Origin of the sequence: Streptomyces paromomycinus (assembly GCF_003865155.1) — a bacterium.
GTDB lineage: Bacteria > Actinomycetota > Actinomycetes > Streptomycetales > Streptomycetaceae > Streptomyces > Streptomyces chrestomyceticus.
Genome location: NZ_BHZD01000001.1, coordinates 5,840,331 through 5,856,472, shown reverse-complemented (window position 1 = coordinate 5,856,472; position 16,142 = coordinate 5,840,331). Strand labels below are relative to the sequence as shown.

Below are 16,142 nucleotides of genomic sequence, written 5' to 3'. Positions count from 1 at the left end.
CCTTCCCCGCCGCCCACCGGCTCAGCCGCGCACCTGCCCGAGCCAGTACAGGGTGCGGCGGACCTCCGCCGGGAAGGCGCCGTGCGGGCCGTGCAGGCGTTCCGCGTCGTGCAGGAGGCGGGCGAGGGTCTCCTGGGCGGCGCCGCGCTCTCCGAGGGCGAGCAGGAGGTGGCCGATGGAACGGCGGATCTCCAGGGGCCGCACGGGGTCGTCCGGGTAGCGCTCGAAGTGCGGCAGCAGGGCCCGGTACTCGTCCAGTGCCTGGTTGACCTCGCCCAGTTGCTCCAGGCACTGGGCGGCCTCGTAGTGGAACTGGAGCGCCTGCCGGGCCGGGCCGGGGCCGGTGTCGCGGCCGAATTCCTCGGCCAGTGCGCGCAGTTCCGGCAGGGCCCGGCGGTACTGGCCGTCGTCCATGAGGGTGGCCGCGTACTGCTTGCGCAGGGACCGTACGACCGGTGAGTGAGCGCCGTGCCGGGCGGCGGCCGCAGGCAGGATGCCGCCGAGGATGTCCACGGCGTGGGTGATGCGGCCCTGGTCCAGGAGACGTTTGACCTCGTCCACGGCCGCGGCGACGTCGGGGCCGCCGGTGCCCGGGGCCCGGGGGTCGGCGGTCCCCAGGGGCCCGTAGCCGCCGGTTCCGCCGGTTCCCATGGACATCCGCGGGTCGGTGCCCGCGGGCGGGAACGGGGGCGGCGGGGCGAAGGAGGCCGCGGGTGCCGCCGTCATCTGCTGCGGTACGGCCACGGCGTGCTGCGGTACGGCGGTCGCGGCCGCGACCGACTGCGGGGCCAGGGGCGTCGCGACCGCCTGCGGGGCCAGGGGCGTCGCGACCGCCTGCGGGGCCGCAGGCGTCGCCGCGCGGACGGGCCACGGCGCGTGCGGGTGCCGGAACGGGCGGGTCGGATCCATCGGCGCGCCCGTGCCCGTACCGGCCGTGCCCTGCGCCGCGGTGGGCAGCAGCGGCACCAGTGCCCGGTAGACCTCCTGCGCGTCGGCGGGGCGCTCCTGCGGGTCCTTGCCGAGCAGCCGCAGGACGAGTGCCTCCAGCTCTTCGGGCACGTCCGGCCGGAGGCGGCGGACCGGTACGGGCGGCTCGTAGAGGTGGCGGTGCAGCACGCCCAGCGCCGTGGAACCGGCGAACGGCACCTCGCCGCTGAGCAGCTCGTGCAGCAGCACCCCGAGCGCGTACAGATCCGTGTACGGGCCGACCGTGCCGCCCATCGCCTGTTCGGGCGCCATGTAGGCGGGGCTGCCGATGGGCGATCCGGTGCTGGTCAGGCGGGTGGTGTCGGTGTCCAGGGCGGCGGCGATGCCGAGGTCGAGGACGGTGAGGGTGCCGTCCGGCTTGACCATCACGTTCCGCGGTTTCAGGTCGCGGTGGATGATCGGTACGGCGTGCACGGACGCCAGTACGGCACACAGCTGCGCCGCGACGCTGACCGCCCACGGCCAGGGGTACGGCTCGTGCTCGGCCAGGTGGTCGGCGAGGTCGGCGCCCTCGACGTACTGCATGACCAGGTAGAGGTCGTCGCCGTCGCTGCCCGCGTCGTGCACGGTGACCAGGCCGGGATGGTCGACCTGCGCGGTGACGCGGCACTCGCGGACGAAGCGGCGGCGCATCTCCTCCGCGTCGGGGGTGCCGGACACCCGGTCGGGGCGCAGCAGTTTGACGCCGACGCGGCGGTCGAGGCGGCGGTCGTAGGCGATCCAGACCTGGCCCATGCCGCCTTGGCCGAGCAGCGCGGAGAGTTCGTAGCGCTCGGCGACGACGCGTCCGTTCAACGGCCCTCCTCCTTGCGGAGGTAGTCGCTCAGCTCGTCCAGTTCGGCGCGCACGCGGTCGATGCGCTGCGGCTGGGCCGGGTAGGGGGAGGCGGGCGGCTGCTGGTGCGGCGGCCGGGCTCCGGCGTACGGGTTCGGGGCGGCCGGGGCGGGGGCGGGGGCCTGGGCCGGTCCGGGGTAGCCGTAGCCCGCGGTGTCCGGCCCGGGACGTCCGTAGCCCGCGGCGTCCGGCCCCGGGTAGCCGTACCCCGCCGTGTCCGGCCCCGGGTAGCCGTACCCCGCGCCCGTCGCGCCGTACCCCGCCCCCGTGCCCGCCGTCCCGTACTGCGGCCATTCGGGCGTGACGCGCTGCGCGCGGACGTCGACGACGAGGTAGTACACGACGGCCCCGGCCATCTGGAGGAGGAGCACCGCCGCTGAGACGTTCGACTGCCAGGAATCCTCGTCGTGTCCGCCGGCGAACACGATCGCTGCGAACAGGAGGACCAGGTCGGCGCCGAACACCCACCAGCCCAGCGGCCGGCGCTGCTGCACGAGCGCGGCGCGCAGCAGCGTCAGCCAGGCCAGGAAGCCGATGCTGAGCACGGCCAGCGCCACGAAGACCACGCGCAGCAGGACGACCGTCCTGCGCGACGCGGGACGGTGCGGCGGTGCTGCCGGGGCGGGGCCGTGCATGACTGCTCCTGACGGATCGAGGCCCGGCGTGGGGCGGTGGAGTGCGGTGCCGGGACATGCTCGGATGCGTGGGATCGAGCGTATATACGACACCGCTGGGGCCGCCGGGGTTGTAGGAAATCAGCCGGGCGTCCCCGGACCGTCCTCAGCCGGGCGTCACCGAACCGTCCGTCAGGCCGTCGTGGAGTCCCTGGACGAGCTGTTCGCCCAGGCGGGCGGCGAGGCGCAGGGTCTCCTCGAAGGCGGCCAGTTCGCGAAAGCGCCGTCCGTAGCGGAGCTGGTCGGCCAGCGGCAGCCGCGGGAGCTGGAGGCGGCGGACGTCCAGGCGGGTGGCGGTGGACGCGTAGCTGCTGGCCTGCCGGGTATTGGCGGTGCCGCGCAGGAATCCGGCGAGGAACCACGGGTCGAGGGCGGCCGGGTCGGGCCGCAGGAGGAAGAGGTTGCGGCCGAGGGCGGCGCCCGCGGTGGCCTCGTCGACGACGCGGGCGACGGCGCCGCCGCCCAGGACGGGCACCACGACGTCCCCGGCCGCCACCAGGACGGGCTCCTCGGCCGGGGCGGCGCCGCCCTCGGGCAGCGCGCCGCTGGGTGCCGTGCCGCCGATGACGTCGTGCTCGGTGAGGACGGCGGGCACGGCGTCCGCGGTCGCGGTGCCGGGGCCGCCGGCGCGCAGCACGAGGGCTCCGGCGCGGGCGAGTTCCCCGACGGTGGTCAGCGGCCAGCGGGCGGGCGCGGTGTCGGGGCCGCCCGCCGTTTCCGGGGTCAGTTCGGCCGTACGGGACAGGGTGGTGGCCAGCCGCTGCCGGACGGTGGCCAGTTCGGCGAGGCCGCCGGCGGCGGAGGGGGGCGGCAGGTGGCGGGCCGGGGCCAGGTCCACGTCGTCGCCGATCAGGTCGATGGCGGCCAGCGAGCGCCGGACGCCGGGCTGTTCTGCGATCCCGCCGTCCCGGTCGAACGCTTCCCACGCCTCCAGCGCGGTGGTCCGTACGGCCTGCCAGTCGGGCTTGTCCCGGCCGGGGGCGCCGCCCGCGCCGAGGGCGGCGGTGTCGACGACGAGCAGGTGCGGCGAGGGCTGGGCGGCGGCGCCCGGCCTGCGCAGGACCCACAGGTGCAGCGGGATGCCGTACGGCGGTGCCGCCCCGGCGGGCAGGGCGATCACGGCGCGCAGGGCGCCGCGGCGCAGCAGGTCGGCGCGGATGCGGCGGCCGGAGCGGCGGGACGCGGCGGCGGGCGGCATCAGCAGGACGGCGGTGCCGCCCTCGCGCAGCCGGGCCAGCGCGTGCTGCACCCAGGCCAGTTCGGACTCCGTACGGGCCGGGAAGCCGTACTCCCAGCGCGGGTCGTAGGCCAGTTCGTCGTGGCCCCAGTTGCGTTCGTTGAACGGCGGGTGGGCGAGGACGGCGTCGGCGGCCAGTTGCGGGAAGGCGTCGGCGCGCAGGGTGTCGGCGGCGTGCACGCGCACCTGGGCGGCGGGGGCGTGCAGCGCCAGGCGCAGCGCGGTGAGCGCGGCCAGGTCCGGGTCGGCCTCCTGCCCGTACAGCTCGGCGGTGTCCTCGGCGGTGTCCGCGGCCGCGTCCAGGAGGCTGCCGGTGCCGCTCGCCGGGTCCAGGACGGTACGGGCCGGTCCGGCCAGCGCGGCCATCAGGGCGGCCGGGCCGGGCGGGGTGAGGGTGTACTGCCGGGGGTTGGCGTCCAGGTGGCGGCCGAGCAGGAACTCGAAGGCGGGTACGGCGCCGTCCTCGCCGGCGGCGAGTTCCGCGGTGGCCCGCACGAGGGCGGCGGACGGCAGGAGGGCGTCCCGGGTCAGGCCGTGCACGGGGTGGTGGGGGCCCAGATGGGCGGTGAGGACGGACGCGAGGACGGCGGGCAGCATCCCGGCCAGTTCGGTGTCGTCGGCGGCCTCGTTCAGCTCGCGCCAGGCGGAGGGGCGGTCGCGGACGAACAGCAGGACGGCGCCGGCGTGCCGCAGGGCGGTGGCGGCGCCGGCCGGGTGGGAGACGAGCTGTTGCCAGACCCGTTCGCGCAGCGGGACCTCGGCGAGTTTGCCCTGGGCGCGCAGCCAGTGCTCGACGTCGGCGAGGGCGAAGGTGGGGCTGGTCTCCGTACCGCCGACGGGCCGGGGGAAGCCGGTGTGCCGGCGGCGCCAGTTGCTGACCGCGGCGCGGCCGACGCCGGCCAGCCGGGCGATGCCGGCGGCGGTCACCTCGGTCACCGGCCCGGGTGCCGCGCCGTCGGCCGGTCCGCTCCCCGTCGTCGCTGCTGTCTCCGCCACCTGGCCGGCTCCCGTCCGCTCGCGCCCTGACCTGCCTGTGTCGCCGAGCATACCCACGAATGCAGCATCACCCCCTTCACGACGTGAATCCACTTCCATCCGTAAACAGTGTTGACTCGGTTCACAGGTAGTGCTGTTATTGACCCACCGCACCACCGGTTCACACGGCGGAACCGGCTCGTCCCGGCTCGTGGCGCACCCCGGTGCCCTGAACCGCCGATCTCCCGCTCCAGCGCCCGGAAGGGGCCGTATCTCCATGTCGCACCAGACGCACCACCCGCACGCGCCGCAGGCCCCGACGGGCATGCCGCCGCAGCAGGCCGCCCGCAACGGGCTGGGGATCGCCGCGCTCACCCTCGGCATCATCGGCATCCTCAGCGGACTGATCCCGCTGCTCTTCTGGCTGGCCGGCATCCTCGGCGTGCTGGCCCTGATCTTCGGCCTGGTGGGACTCGGCAGGGCCAAGCGCGGCCAGGCCACCAACCGGGGCGTGGCCCTGACCGGCACGATCCTCGGCGTCCTCGCACTGCTCGCGTCGGTGGCCGGCCTGGTGATCACCGTGACCGCGGTCGACCAGGCGGTGAAGGAGGTCAACAAGGCCCTGGAGGGCTCGGAGGCCAAGCCGAAGGACGGCGGCGCGGCCACGAAGGAGTACCAGGGCGGCGCCACCGCCGTCTACGGCACCGGCCTGAACGTCACCGTCTCCAAGCCCGCCGCCTTCACCCCCGACGAGTTCGCGATCGGGCACGCGAAGGGCAACAAGTCCTACAAGGTCACCGTGCGGCTGGAGAACAAGGGCACCAAGGACGTCGCCGGTGACCTGGTGACGGTCGAGGCGCGGGCCGGCAAGGACGGCAAGACCGCCGAGCGGATCTACGACGACAAGTCCGGCGCCGGCTTCAGCGGCACCGTGACGGCCGGCAAGACCGCCACCGCCGACTTCGCCTTCGACGTACCGGCCGGCGCGAAGACCCTGGACGTCGAGGTCCGCCCCGGCTTCGACCACAAGGCCACCCACTGGCAGCTCACCCTCTGACCGTACGGACCACCCGCAGACCGGCCGCCGGCCCGGAACCGCAGCACGCGGAACCGGGCCGGCGGCCTGTGTGGTGCGCCGCCCCCGCTACTTCGCCGTGAACCGCTCCGGCGCCTCCGTCGGCCCGCCGCCCGCCGGCAGCTTCAGCTTCGGGCACCCGCTGAGCACCTGGGTCATCGCGTCCTTCTCCCCCTGCGTCACCCACAGCCCGTACTTCTTCTTCACCGCCACCTGGTGCGCCACGTAGTCGCAGCGGTACGCCTTGTTGGCGGGCAGCCACGTCGCCGCGTCCCCGTCGCCCTTCTGCCGGTTGGCGGAGGCGTCGGCGGCGATCAGGTTCAGCGGGTCGTTGGCGAGCGCGACGCGCTTGCGGCCCGGCCACTGCTGGGCGCCCTTCTGCCACGCGTCCGACAGCGCCACGAGGTGGTCTATGTCCACCTTGCTGCGCCCGCGCTCGTACTGGACCGCCAGGCCGGTGTACGGGTCCTTCTTCAGCGTCCCGGAGGCGACCTTGCAGTGCCCGTCGGTGAACCGCACCTCCGTCAGGTCCCGCTTGAGGATGTCGTCGCGCGTGCCGCAGTGGTTGCCGTCCGTGTCGGCCCAGGCGGTGCCGAAACGGGCGCGAGTGTAACCGGTCTTGGGGGCGCGGCCCTTGACGGTGAGGGTGCCGACGGCGTGCAGCGCCGTGCCGCCCGCCGCGGGAACGGACGACGCCGTGCCGCCGTCTTCTCCCGTACCGCCCCCTTTGCCACCGTCGGGTGTGCAGCCGGTGAGGGCGAGCAGCGCGGCCAGTCCGGCCGCGGCGACGGCGACGCCGCGGCGGCGGGTGCTGGTCAGGGGTGTGGCGCGGGGCGACGATGCGGTCCGTATCCGGTGCAAGAGGGACATCCCATCTCAAAACAGGCGACAATACCGGCCGGTTCAGCGGCCTCGGATATCTTTTCGGAAGTTGAGAGTAAGGACGCCCATGGACACGGCCGCAGCAACCGCGACCAGCGGCAGGACGACGCCCGTGCCCGTCACCGGGAGCGGATACGCACCGGCCCCCGGCCGCCTCCGCGCCCGCACCGCCACCCTGCTCGGTCCGCGCCTGCTCCCCTACTGGACCGCCGCGGCCTTCTTCGTCCTGTTCGCCGCGGTCTCCGTGCTGCGCTTCCGCTCGATGGCGACGTCCTCCTGGGACCTCGGCATATTCGAGCAGGCCGTACGGGCCTACGCGCACCTGCGGGCCCCCGTCGCCGACCTCAAGGGCCCCGGCACGAACATCCTCGGCGACCACTTCAGCCCCGTACTGGTCCTGCTCGCCCCGCTCTACCGGATCTTCCCCGGCCCCCAGACGCTCCTGTTCGCGCAGGCCTTCCTCTTCGCGCTCTCGGCCGTGCCGGTGACCCGGACCGCCGTCCGCTTCCTGGGGCAGGGCCGCGGCCTGGCCGTCGGCGTCGCGTACGGGCTGTCCTGGGGCCTGCAGAAGGCCGTCGACTTCGACTTCCACGAGATCGCCTTCGCCGTACCGCTGATCGCCTTCGCGCTGGAAGCGGTGCTGCGCGGCCGCTGGACCGCGGCGGTGTGCTGGGCGGCGCCGCTCGTCCTCGTCAAGGAGGACCTGGGGGTGACCGCCGCCGTCGTCGGCGCGCTGATCCTCGTCCGCGCGCGGCGCGCCGTGCCGCTCGCCGTCGGGCTCGTCGCCTTCGGCCTGGTGGCCACCGCCGTCACCCTCGGCGTGATCATCCCCGGCTTCAACGGGTCCGGCTCGTACGACTACTGGAACAAGCTCAGCGGCGCCGGCGGACCGGTCCCCCGCATCCCGGCGGACACCGCCGTACGCACCCTGCTCTGGCTCCTCCTGCCCACCACCGGCCTGCTCGCGCTGCGCTCCCCCCTGCTGCTGGCCGCGCTGCCCACCCTCGGCTGGCGGTTCCTCTCCCACGAACCGCACTACTGGGGCATCGACTGGCACTACAACGCCGTCCTGATGCCGGTGCTCTTCCTCGCCCTGGCCGACGCCCTGCCGCGCACACTGGTCTCCGCGCGCCCCTGGCTCCGCGCCTACGCCCACCACCTGCCCGCCGCCGTACTGGCCGCCGCGCTGGCCCTGACCACCACGCTCCCGCTCGCCCGCCTCACCGAGGCCGGCACCTACCGCAAACCGCCGTCCGTGACGGCCGCCGAGCACCTGCTGGAACGTATCCCCGACGGTGCCACCGTCGAGGCCGACATACGGCCCATCTCCCGCCTGACCGACCGCACCCGGGTCTTCTGGATAGGGGACACCCGCGGCATCGACCCCGACTACATCGCCGTCGAACTGCACGACGGACGCAAGCCCGAACAGGCCCTGGAGGACGCCCGCAAGCGCCACCCCAAGGCCGTGTACGGCATCCTCGGGGCGGCCGGCGACGTCACCGTAATCCAGCGGACAGGACGGCTCTGACTCCGTACGGTGGCCCGATGACCACCGGCCTGCCCCGCACCCGCACCGATGTCGTCGTCCTGAACGGCGGCTCCAGCTCCGGCACTTCCACCCTGATCCGGCAGCTCCAGGAAGCCCTGCCCCGGCCCTGGCTGACCTTCGGCGTCGACTCCTTCATCGAGGCCCTGCCGCCGTCACTCGTCGTACCGGAGGCGTCCGACACCGCGCCGGGCCTCGGCCTCGCCCCCGACGGCAGCATCACCGTCGGGCCCGTCTTCCGCGCCCTCCAGGCCGACTGGCAGGAAGGCGTCGCCGCCATAGCCCGCACCGGCACCGGCGTCCTCCTGGACGAGGTCTTCCTCGGCGGCGCCGAAGGCCAGGAACGCTGGCGCCGCACGCTGAAGGGCCTGTCGGTGCTGTGGGTCGGCGTGCGCTGCGACGCGGAGACGGCCGCCGCCCGCGAGGCCGCGCGCGGCGACCGGATCACCGGCATGGCCGCGTCCCAGGCCGAACTGGTCCACCGGGGCGTCACCTACGACATCGAGGTCGACACCGGCGCCACCGACCCCCTCACCTGCGCACGGCGGATCGCCGCGCACGTGGTGTGAGGACGGGCCGGGCCGCGGCGGCTCACCGCCGATGCGGACGCCCGGCCCGCACAGCTCACTGCCAGTGCGGACGCCCGGCCCGCACAACTCACTGCCAGTGCGGACGCCCGCTCTGCATCTCGCAGCTCAGCGTCGCGCCGTGGGCGTCCTTCGTGGTCAGGCCGAGGTGGGCCTTCTTGCAGAACTGGCCGCGGCGGTAGTGGTTGCCGGACGGCGCGAGGATCACGTCGCCGGAGACGTCGCTCCCGGAACCACCGGAGCCGGAACCCGATCCGGAACCCGATCCGGAACCGGAGCCGGAGCCGCCGGAGGACGAACCGCCGGAGCCGGACCCGGACCCGGACCCGCCGGAACCGGAGTCCGAACCCCCACCGGTCCGGGGCGTCTTACGCGCCGGCGCGGGCGGTCCGGCCGCCTCGGGCGTCGGCGTGGGCGCGGCGGCCGACGGCGTCGCGCTGGGGCTCGGGCTCTCGGTCGGCGACGCGGACGGCGACGGCGTGGCGGACGCCGAGGCGGAGGCTGTCGCGGACGGGCTCGCCGCGCCGTCCTTGTCCGCACCGCCGTCCGGCGTGCATCCGGAGAGGGCGATCAGGGCCGCGGTGATCAGCGAGGCGGCGGACAGGGCGGCGCGGCGGGGTCTTATCACGGTGGGAACATCCAGTTCTCTGAGATCGGGTGGCCCCGTGAGACGCACGGGGCAGCCTGACCATAGAGCGATATCTCCTACCGGTCACCGTCAAGGTGCCTGAATCGGGCAGAAGGCAGCACAAACGCCGCTGGACGGATGTCTCTACGGCTTTCCGGAGGGCGCGGCGGGCGGCGGTGCGGGCTGGTAGCGCGGGTCCGGAACGGCCAGGGTGAGGGCCTGGCGGTCTTCCGGCGCCACGTGGTTGGCGAGGGACGTTCCGGGCTTGAGGATCCGCCGGCCCTCGGCCCGGGCGATGCGCCGGGCGGCCTCCGGTCCGCAGCCGCGGTAGTGCTGGACAGGGACGGTGAACGCGAAGTCGCGGAGCTTCCCGTCCTCCGTGCCGGTGTGCGTGAGGCAGTACCTGAGACGCGCCCGCAGCGGGTACTTGATCTGGAGACCCGGCGGGCACGACACCTTCGCCGCTTCCGCGCACAACTCGGGCAGGAGCGCCCGGAAGTGGTCCTCCCAGCGGCGCGGGTTCCGGCCCCACTCGCGCGCGAACCGCCGGGGGCCGACGTAGCGCCGGACCAGGAAGTCGAGGCTCGGTGTGCCGACGACCGCGTTCGCCATGACCGCGCAGACGTGCCAGGCCACCAGGAGCGCCCAGGCGAGGGCCGGCGCCGGCCACTGCAGCACGAACCGTACGAGGAGCCAGGTCCGGGGGTCTGGGGCAGGTACGGGGGTCCGGGGCAGGTCCGGGGGACCGGGGCAGGTACGGGGGTCCGGGGCAGGTACGCGGACCCGCTGAAGGAATCGCCTGTCTCGGCCCGTCGCGAGCCGCCCAACGTCTGCCCCGTGTCTCGTCCGGTCTGTCACGGCGTCGTCATCAATCACCGTGGGAGCGGAACCGTCCCGGGACGGTCCGCACCGGCGGACGGCGGCACCCCCGGCCGGCACCGACGGCCGGCCGGGCGGGAGCCTCAGGACCCCAGGATCGACGTCAGGAACTCCCCCACCCACGCGAGCAGTTCCCGTCCGACCAGCGGCTTGCCGCCGATCTTGCCGGTGGCGGGGCGCGGCACCAGGGCCTGGCGGGTGGCGGGCTTGAGGACGGTGCGCGGGTAGAGGCGCTTGAGGCGCAGTTCCTGGGACTCGCGCAGTTCGACCGGGCCGAAGCGGACGTTGGAGCCCTGGAGCGTGATGTCCGTGACGCCGCAGGAGCGGGCGAGCATCCGCAGGCCGGCCACCAGGAGGAGGTTCTCGACCGGCTCGGGCAGCTTGCCGTAGCGGTCGGTCAGCTCCTCGCGGACCGCCGCGATGTCCTCCTCCGAGGTCGCGGCGGCGATCGCCCGGTACGCCTGGAGGCGCAGCCGCTCGCCGGGCGCGTAGTCGTGCGGGACGTGCGCGTCCACCGGCAGTTCGATCTTGACCTCCAGCGGCGGCTCCTCCTCCACACCGCCCTCCAGGGACGCCCGGTAGTCGGCGACCGCCTCGCCCACCATCCGTACGTACAGATCGAAGCCGACGCCGGCGATGTGGCCGGACTGTTCGCCGCCGAGGAGGTTTCCGGCGCCGCGGATCTCCAGGTCCTTCATGGCGACGTACATACCGGCGCCCATCTCCGTGTGCTGGGCGATGGTCGCGAGACGCTCGTGGGCGGTCTCGGTCAGGGGCTTCTCCGGCGGGTAGAGGAAGTAGGCGTAGCCACGCTCGCGGCCACGGCCGACGCGGCCGCGCAGCTGGTGCAGCTGGGACAGGCCGAAGTTGTCGCCGCGCTCCACGATGAGCGTGTTGGCGTTGGAGATGTCGATGCCCGACTCGACGATCGTGGTGGAGACCAGCACGTCGAACTTCTTCTCCCAGAAGTCCACCACCACCTGTTCGAGCTGCGCCTCGCCCATCTGGCCGTGCGCGGTCTGGATCCGGGCCTCCGGCACGATCTCGCGCAGCCGGGCCGCCGCCCGGTCGATGGACTCGACGCGGTTGTGGATGTAGAAGACCTGGCCCTCGCGCAGCAGTTCACGCCGGATGGCCGCGCCGATCTGCTTGTCCTCGTACGGCCCGACGAACGTCAGGACCGGGTGCCGCTCCTCCGGCGGGGTGGTGATCGTCGACATCTCGCGGATGCCGGTCACCGCCATTTCGAGCGTACGGGGAATGGGCGTGGCGGACATCGTCAGCACGTCCACGTTGGCGCGCAGCTTCTTCAGCTGCTCCTTGTGCTCGACGCCGAAGCGCTGCTCCTCGTCCACGATGACCAGGCCCAGGTCCTTGAACTTGGTCTCGGAGGAGAACAGCCGGTGGGTGCCGATGACCAGGTCGACCGAGCCGTCCTTGAGCCCTTCGAGGGTGGCCTTGGCCTCGGTGTCCGTCTGGAAGCGGCTGAGCGCCCGCACGGCGACCGGGAACTGGCCGTACCGCTCGGTGAACGTACCGAAGTGCTGCTGCACCAGCAGCGTCGTCGGCACCAGCACCGCGACCTGCTTGCCGTCCTGGATGGCCTTGAACGCCGCCCGCACCGCGATCTCGGTCTTGCCGTAACCGACGTCGCCGCAGATCAGCCGGTCCATCGGGACGGACTTCTGCATGTCCTCCTTGACCTCGGCGATCGTGGTGAGCTGGTCGGGCGTCTCCGCGTACGGGAACGCGTCCTCCAGCTCGCGCTGCCACGGGGTGTCCGGGCCGAAGGTGTGGCCGGGCGCCGCCATCCGCGCGGAGTACAGCTTGATCAGGTCGGCGGCGATCTCCTTGACGGCCTTCTTCGCGCGCGCCTTGGTCTTCGTCCAGTCGGCGCCGCCCAGGCGGTGCAGCGTCGGCGCCTCACCGCCCACGTACTTGGTGACCTGCTCCAGCTGGTCGGTGGGGATGTACAGGCGGTCGCCGGGCTGGCCACGCTTGGCCGGCGCGTACTCCACGAGCAGGTACTCGCGGGTGGCGCCCTGGACCGTGCGCTGCACCATCTCGATGTAGCGGCCGACACCGTGCTGCTCGTGGACGATGAAGTCGCCCGCCTGGAGCGTCAGCGGGTCGATGGTCTTACGGCGGCGGGCCGGCATCCGGCCCAGCTCCTTGCTCGCCGACTTCTGACCCGTCAGGTCCGTCTCGGTCAGCACCGCCAGCTTCAGGCCCGGGTCGATGAAGCCGTTGTCGAGGCAGCCGCACGAGACGTGCACGACCGACGGGGACAGCTCGCCCAGCTCCGGGTCGAGGCGGGCCGCGATGTTCTCGTCGCCCAGCACCTCGACCGTACGGGCGGCCGGGCCGTGCCCCTCGGTGATGAACACCGACCGCCAGCCGTCCGCGATCCAGCGCTTGGTGTCGGCCAGCGCCCGCTGGGTGTCGCCGCGGTACGTCTCCGGAGCGTGCATCCCCAGCTTGAGGGTGTCCTCGTCCAGCTCCTCGTCGGCGGCGAACGGGCTCACCGTCCACCACATCATGCCCAGCTCACGGGCCCGGTCCCGGACATCGGCGATGCCCCAGAGGGAGGCGGCACCGACATCGATGGGGGCTTTACCGCCTCCCGCACTCGCCGCCCACGACGCCTGGAGGAACTCCTGCGAGGTGGCCACCAGGTCGGCGGCGCGCGTCCGTACCCGCTCCGGGTCGCACACCACCGTCATGCTGCCCGCCGGCAGCACGTCCAGCAGCAGCTCCATGTCGTCCACCAGCACCGGAGCCAGCGACTCCATGCCCTCGACGGCGATCCCCTCGGCGATCTTGCCCAGCAGCTCGCCCAGCTCCGGGTGCCGCTCCGCGAGGTCGGCGGCCCGCGCCCGCACCTGCGCGGTCAGCAGCAGCTCACGGCACGGCGGCGCCCACAGACCGTGCTCCGCCACCTCCAGGGACCGCTGGTCGGCGACCTTGAAGTAACGGATCTCCTCGACGTCGTCGCCCCAGAACTCGATCCGCAGCGGGTGTTCCTCGGTCGGCGGGAACACGTCCAGGATGCCGCCGCGCACCGCGAACTCGCCGCGCTTCTCGACCAGTTCGACACGGGCGTACGCGGCTGCCGCCAGCCCGTCGACGACCTCTTCCAGGTCCGCCGTCTGCCCCGTGCGCAGCGCCACCGGCTCCAGGTCGCCCAGGCCCTTGACCTGCGGCTGGAGCACGGACCGTACGGGCGCGACGACCACCTGGACGGGGCCGGCGGTGGGGTCGTCCTGGCTGGGGTGGGCCAGTCGGCGCAGTACGGCCAGGCGCCGGCCGACGGTGTCCGAGCGCGGCGAGAGCCGTTCGTGCGGCAGCGTCTCCCAGGACGGGTACTCCACCACCGCGTTCTCCTCGCCGGCCGGCATCAGCGAGCGCAGCGCGGCGGCCAGGTCCTCGGCCTCCCGGCCGGTGGCGGTCACCGCCAGGACCGTACGGGAGCTGCGGCGCGCGAGGGCGGCGACGGCGAACGGGCGGGCGGCGGGCGGGCCGACCAGGTCCACCTGGGGACGGTTGCCGTCCGCCGCGGCCCGCACGGCTTCGGCGAGCGCCGGGTCCTGGGCAACGGCGTCGAGCAGACCAGTCAGGCTCATGAGAATGGCTTTTCCGTCCCGGTGAGGCGAACAACGCGAACAGCCCGGCACGTGCGACGGGCCGGGTTTCCCAAGAGTACGACTCCCTGCTGACACCCGCGTTCCACTCGCCCCGGCAACCGGCCGGCCCGGGCGCGAAGCCCCGTTCCGGTAGCGGCGCCCCCATGGAAAAGTGTCACGTACACGCAAAAGCCGAGGGGGGCACGTGAGCCAGGACAGCGGGAGCGGTCACCGCACGAGCGGCCGGACGGAAGCGGAAGGGGCTGCGGGAAGCGGCATTGAGCCGGGTGCGGGGGCCGGCGGGGGTGCGAAGGCCGGAGGAGACGCTGGGGTAAAGGGAGGCGCAGGGGCTGGAGGGGGCTCGGGGGCCGGGTCGGGCGCGGGGGCTGGAGGGGGCTCGGGGGCCGCGTCGGGCGCGGGGGCCGATCGGGGGACGGAGGCCGGGCCGGGCGCAGAAACCGGGTCGGGCGCGGGGGCCGATCGGGGTGCGGAGGCCGGGCCGGGCGTGGCGGCCGCCCCCGTGCCCCCGATATCCCGGTCCCCCGAGAGGCGCGGGCGGGTCGTCGCCGCCCTGATGCTCTGCATGGCGCTCGCCGCGCTCGACTCGACGATCATCGCGACCGCCGTCCCGCAGATCGTCGGCGACCTCGGCGGCTTCGCCGTGTTCTCCTGGCTCTTCTCGGGATACCTGCTCGCCGTCACCGTCACCCTGCCGGTCTACGGAAAGCTCTCCGACACCTTCGGCCGCAAACCCGTCCTGATCACCGGCGTGATCGTCTTCCTCGCCGGGTCGCTGCTCTGCGCGGCCGCCTGGAACATGGCCTCCCTGATCGCCTTCCGCGTCCTGCAGGGGCTCGGCGGCGGCGCCCTCCAGGGCACCGTGCAGACCGTCGCCGCCGACCTCTACCCGATGAAGGAACGGCCCAAGATCCAGGCCAGGCTGTCCACCGTCTGGGCGACCTCCTCGATCGCCGGACCCGCCCTCGGCGGCCTGCTCGCCGCGTACGCCGACTGGCGCTGGATCTTCCTGGTCAACCTGCCGGTGGGGGCCTTCGCGCTCTGGCTCGTCGTACGGCACTTCCGTGAATCGCTGCCCGCGCGGGACCGTACCGGGCGCCCCCGGGTCGACTGGCCCGGCGCACTCGCGATCTTCGCCTGCGGCGGCCTGCTGCTGACCGCCCTCGTCCAGGGCGGCGTCGCCTGGCCCTGGCTCTCCGCCCCCTCCTTGCTGTTCTTCGCGAGCAGCGCGCTCTGCGGCGCCGCCACCGTCCTGATCGAACGCCGCGCCGCCGAACCGATCATCCCGGGCTGGGTCTGGCGCCGCCGGACGATCTCGGCCGTCAACCTGGCGCTCGGCGCGGTCGGGCTGCTCATGGTCGCGCCGACCGTCTTCCTGCCCACCTACGCCCAGGCCGTCCTGGGACTGGGGCCGATCGCGGCCGGCTTCGTGCTCTCCACCATGACCCTGAGCTGGCCGGTGTCCGCCGCCCTGAGCAGCCATGTCTACAACCGCGTCGGCATCCGCGCCTGCGCCATGACCGGCATCGGCGCCGCCACGCTGGTCCTGCTGGTCTTCCCGCTGCTCCCCTACCCAGGCGCCGCCTGGCAGCCCGCGCTGCTCATGTTCGCGCTGGGCGCCACCCTCGGGATCTTCCAGCTGCCGCTGATCATCGGGGTGCAGTCCTCGGTCGGGTTCGAGGAGCGCGGCACCGCGACCGCCTCGATCCTCTTCTGCCGCCAGGTCGGCCAGTGCGTCGGCGCCGCCCTCTTCGGCGCCGTCGCCAACGCCACCCTCAACGGCCGGCTGGCCGCCGCGCCCACGGGCATCCGGCCGGGCCTGCCGGACGACCTGGACTCCGTCTCGCACGCACTGGCCGACGCCGGCGCTCTCACCGACCGGGCCGCCGACTACCTGCGGCGCGCCGTGGACGCCACTGTCGAGCACGTCTACCTCGGCGCCGCGGCCGCCGCCGCACTCGCCTTCCTGATCCTGCTGTTCCTCGCACCGCGCCGCTTCCCGGTCCACGGAGAAACGGGTGGCGGGGCGGGGGGCACGTGCGGGGACGGGGCTGGGGAGGGGGCCGGGAACAGCGTTGGGGGCGGAGCTTCTTCCGAAGGCACGGGCAGTACGGCCGGTACAGCCGGTACGGCCGTGGAGCAGCCGGCCGTCAAGCAGCCGGCCGCCGAGTCCGCGAACGGCTGACGGCTGACG

11 protein-coding genes are annotated in these 16,142 nt (G+C 73.8%); 4 read left to right on the top strand and 7 right to left on the bottom strand.

From position 1 onward, the window contains the following. Positions 1-21: 21 nt before the first annotated feature. The 3 genes from OEIGOIKO_RS25060 to OEIGOIKO_RS25050 all read right to left on the bottom strand — a co-directional run bounded on the left by OEIGOIKO_RS25060 (position 22) and on the right by OEIGOIKO_RS25050 (position 4,659). Positions 22-1,782, bottom strand: a complete 1,761-nt coding sequence (locus OEIGOIKO_RS25060; RefSeq protein ID WP_125055907.1) for a serine/threonine-protein kinase — start codon at positions 1,780-1,782, stop codon at positions 22-24. After that, positions 1,779-2,456 carry a hypothetical protein gene (locus tag OEIGOIKO_RS25055; protein ID WP_125055906.1) on the bottom strand — a complete coding sequence of 226 codons (678 nt, stop codon included), beginning with the start codon at positions 2,454-2,456 and terminating at the stop codon, positions 1,779-1,781. Before OEIGOIKO_RS25055 ends, OEIGOIKO_RS25060 begins: the two co-directional genes overlap by 4 nt. A gap of 145 nt (positions 2,457-2,601) precedes the next feature. Continuing rightward, positions 2,602-4,659: an N-6 DNA methylase gene (locus tag OEIGOIKO_RS25050; RefSeq protein WP_125058927.1), complete on the bottom strand. Its 2,058-nt coding sequence runs from the start codon at positions 4,657-4,659 to the stop codon at positions 2,602-2,604. 325 nt (positions 4,660-4,984) lie between these two features. Here OEIGOIKO_RS25050 and OEIGOIKO_RS25045 point away from each other — a divergent pair, with 325 nt between their 5' ends. Further along, a complete protein-coding gene (locus OEIGOIKO_RS25045; RefSeq protein WP_125055905.1) occupies positions 4,985-5,764 on the top strand; it encodes a DUF4190 domain-containing protein in 780 nt (259 codons plus the stop codon). Positions 5,765-5,851: 87 nt separating this feature from the next. Here OEIGOIKO_RS25045 and OEIGOIKO_RS25040 read toward each other — a convergent pair whose 3' ends face one another. Further along, positions 5,852-6,652 (bottom strand): HNH endonuclease family protein, encoded by an 801-nt coding sequence (locus OEIGOIKO_RS25040; protein ID WP_125055904.1) that lies wholly within the window; start codon positions 6,650-6,652, stop codon positions 5,852-5,854. Between the two features lie 79 nt (positions 6,653-6,731). Between OEIGOIKO_RS25040 and OEIGOIKO_RS25035 the strand changes: the two genes are divergently transcribed. Together OEIGOIKO_RS25035 and cpt are read left to right on the top strand one after the other, a co-directional pair. Beyond that, positions 6,732-8,195 (top strand): DUF2079 domain-containing protein, encoded by a 1,464-nt coding sequence (locus OEIGOIKO_RS25035; protein WP_125055903.1) that lies wholly within the window; start codon positions 6,732-6,734, stop codon positions 8,193-8,195. 17 nt (positions 8,196-8,212) lie between these two features. Further along, positions 8,213-8,782, top strand: a complete 570-nt coding sequence (gene cpt, locus OEIGOIKO_RS25030; RefSeq protein WP_125055902.1) for a chloramphenicol phosphotransferase CPT — start codon at positions 8,213-8,215, stop codon at positions 8,780-8,782. A gap of 88 nt (positions 8,783-8,870) precedes the next feature. Here cpt and OEIGOIKO_RS42170 read toward each other — a convergent pair whose 3' ends face one another. The 3 genes from OEIGOIKO_RS42170 to mfd all read right to left on the bottom strand — a co-directional run bounded on the left by OEIGOIKO_RS42170 (position 8,871) and on the right by mfd (position 13,930). Then, positions 8,871-9,428 carry a hypothetical protein gene (locus OEIGOIKO_RS42170; RefSeq protein WP_174857100.1) on the bottom strand — a complete coding sequence of 186 codons (558 nt, stop codon included), beginning with the start codon at positions 9,426-9,428 and terminating at the stop codon, positions 8,871-8,873. Between the two features lie 144 nt (positions 9,429-9,572). Beyond that, the gene (locus OEIGOIKO_RS25020; RefSeq protein ID WP_125055900.1) at positions 9,573-10,106 is read right to left on the bottom strand and encodes a hypothetical protein; all 534 of its coding nucleotides are present in this window, start codon (positions 10,104-10,106) and stop codon (positions 9,573-9,575) included. Between the two features lie 284 nt (positions 10,107-10,390). Next, the gene (mfd, locus tag OEIGOIKO_RS25015; protein WP_125055899.1) at positions 10,391-13,930 is read right to left on the bottom strand and encodes a transcription-repair coupling factor; all 3,540 of its coding nucleotides are present in this window, start codon (positions 13,928-13,930) and stop codon (positions 10,391-10,393) included. A 574-nt stretch (positions 13,931-14,504) separates the two neighbouring features. Between mfd and OEIGOIKO_RS25010 the strand changes: the two genes are divergently transcribed. Continuing rightward, a complete protein-coding gene (locus OEIGOIKO_RS25010) occupies positions 14,505-16,133 on the top strand; it encodes an MFS transporter (protein WP_174857323.1) in 1,629 nt (542 codons plus the stop codon). Positions 16,134-16,142 lie beyond the last annotated feature (9 nt).

What these genes read in the sequence shown, in the direction of transcription:
- OEIGOIKO_RS25055 (WP_125055906.1), bottom strand. Translation starts at nt 2,456, where the DNA reads ATGCACGGCCCCGCCCCGGCAGCACCGCCGCACCGTCCCGCGTCGCGC.
- OEIGOIKO_RS25045 (WP_125055905.1), top strand. Translation starts at nt 4,985, where the DNA reads ATGTCGCACCAGACGCACCACCCGCACGCGCCGCAGGCCCCGACGGGC.
- OEIGOIKO_RS25040 (WP_125055904.1), bottom strand. Translation starts at nt 6,652, where the DNA reads ATGTCCCTCTTGCACCGGATACGGACCGCATCGTCGCCCCGCGCCACA.
- OEIGOIKO_RS25035 (WP_125055903.1), top strand. Translation starts at nt 6,732, where the DNA reads ATGGACACGGCCGCAGCAACCGCGACCAGCGGCAGGACGACGCCCGTG.
- cpt (WP_125055902.1), top strand. Translation starts at nt 8,213, where the DNA reads ATGACCACCGGCCTGCCCCGCACCCGCACCGATGTCGTCGTCCTGAAC.
- mfd (WP_125055899.1), bottom strand. Translation starts at nt 13,930, where the DNA reads ATGAGCCTGACTGGTCTGCTCGACGCCGTTGCCCAGGACCCGGCGCTC.
- OEIGOIKO_RS25010 (WP_174857323.1), top strand. Translation starts at nt 14,505, where the DNA reads ATGCTCTGCATGGCGCTCGCCGCGCTCGACTCGACGATCATCGCGACC.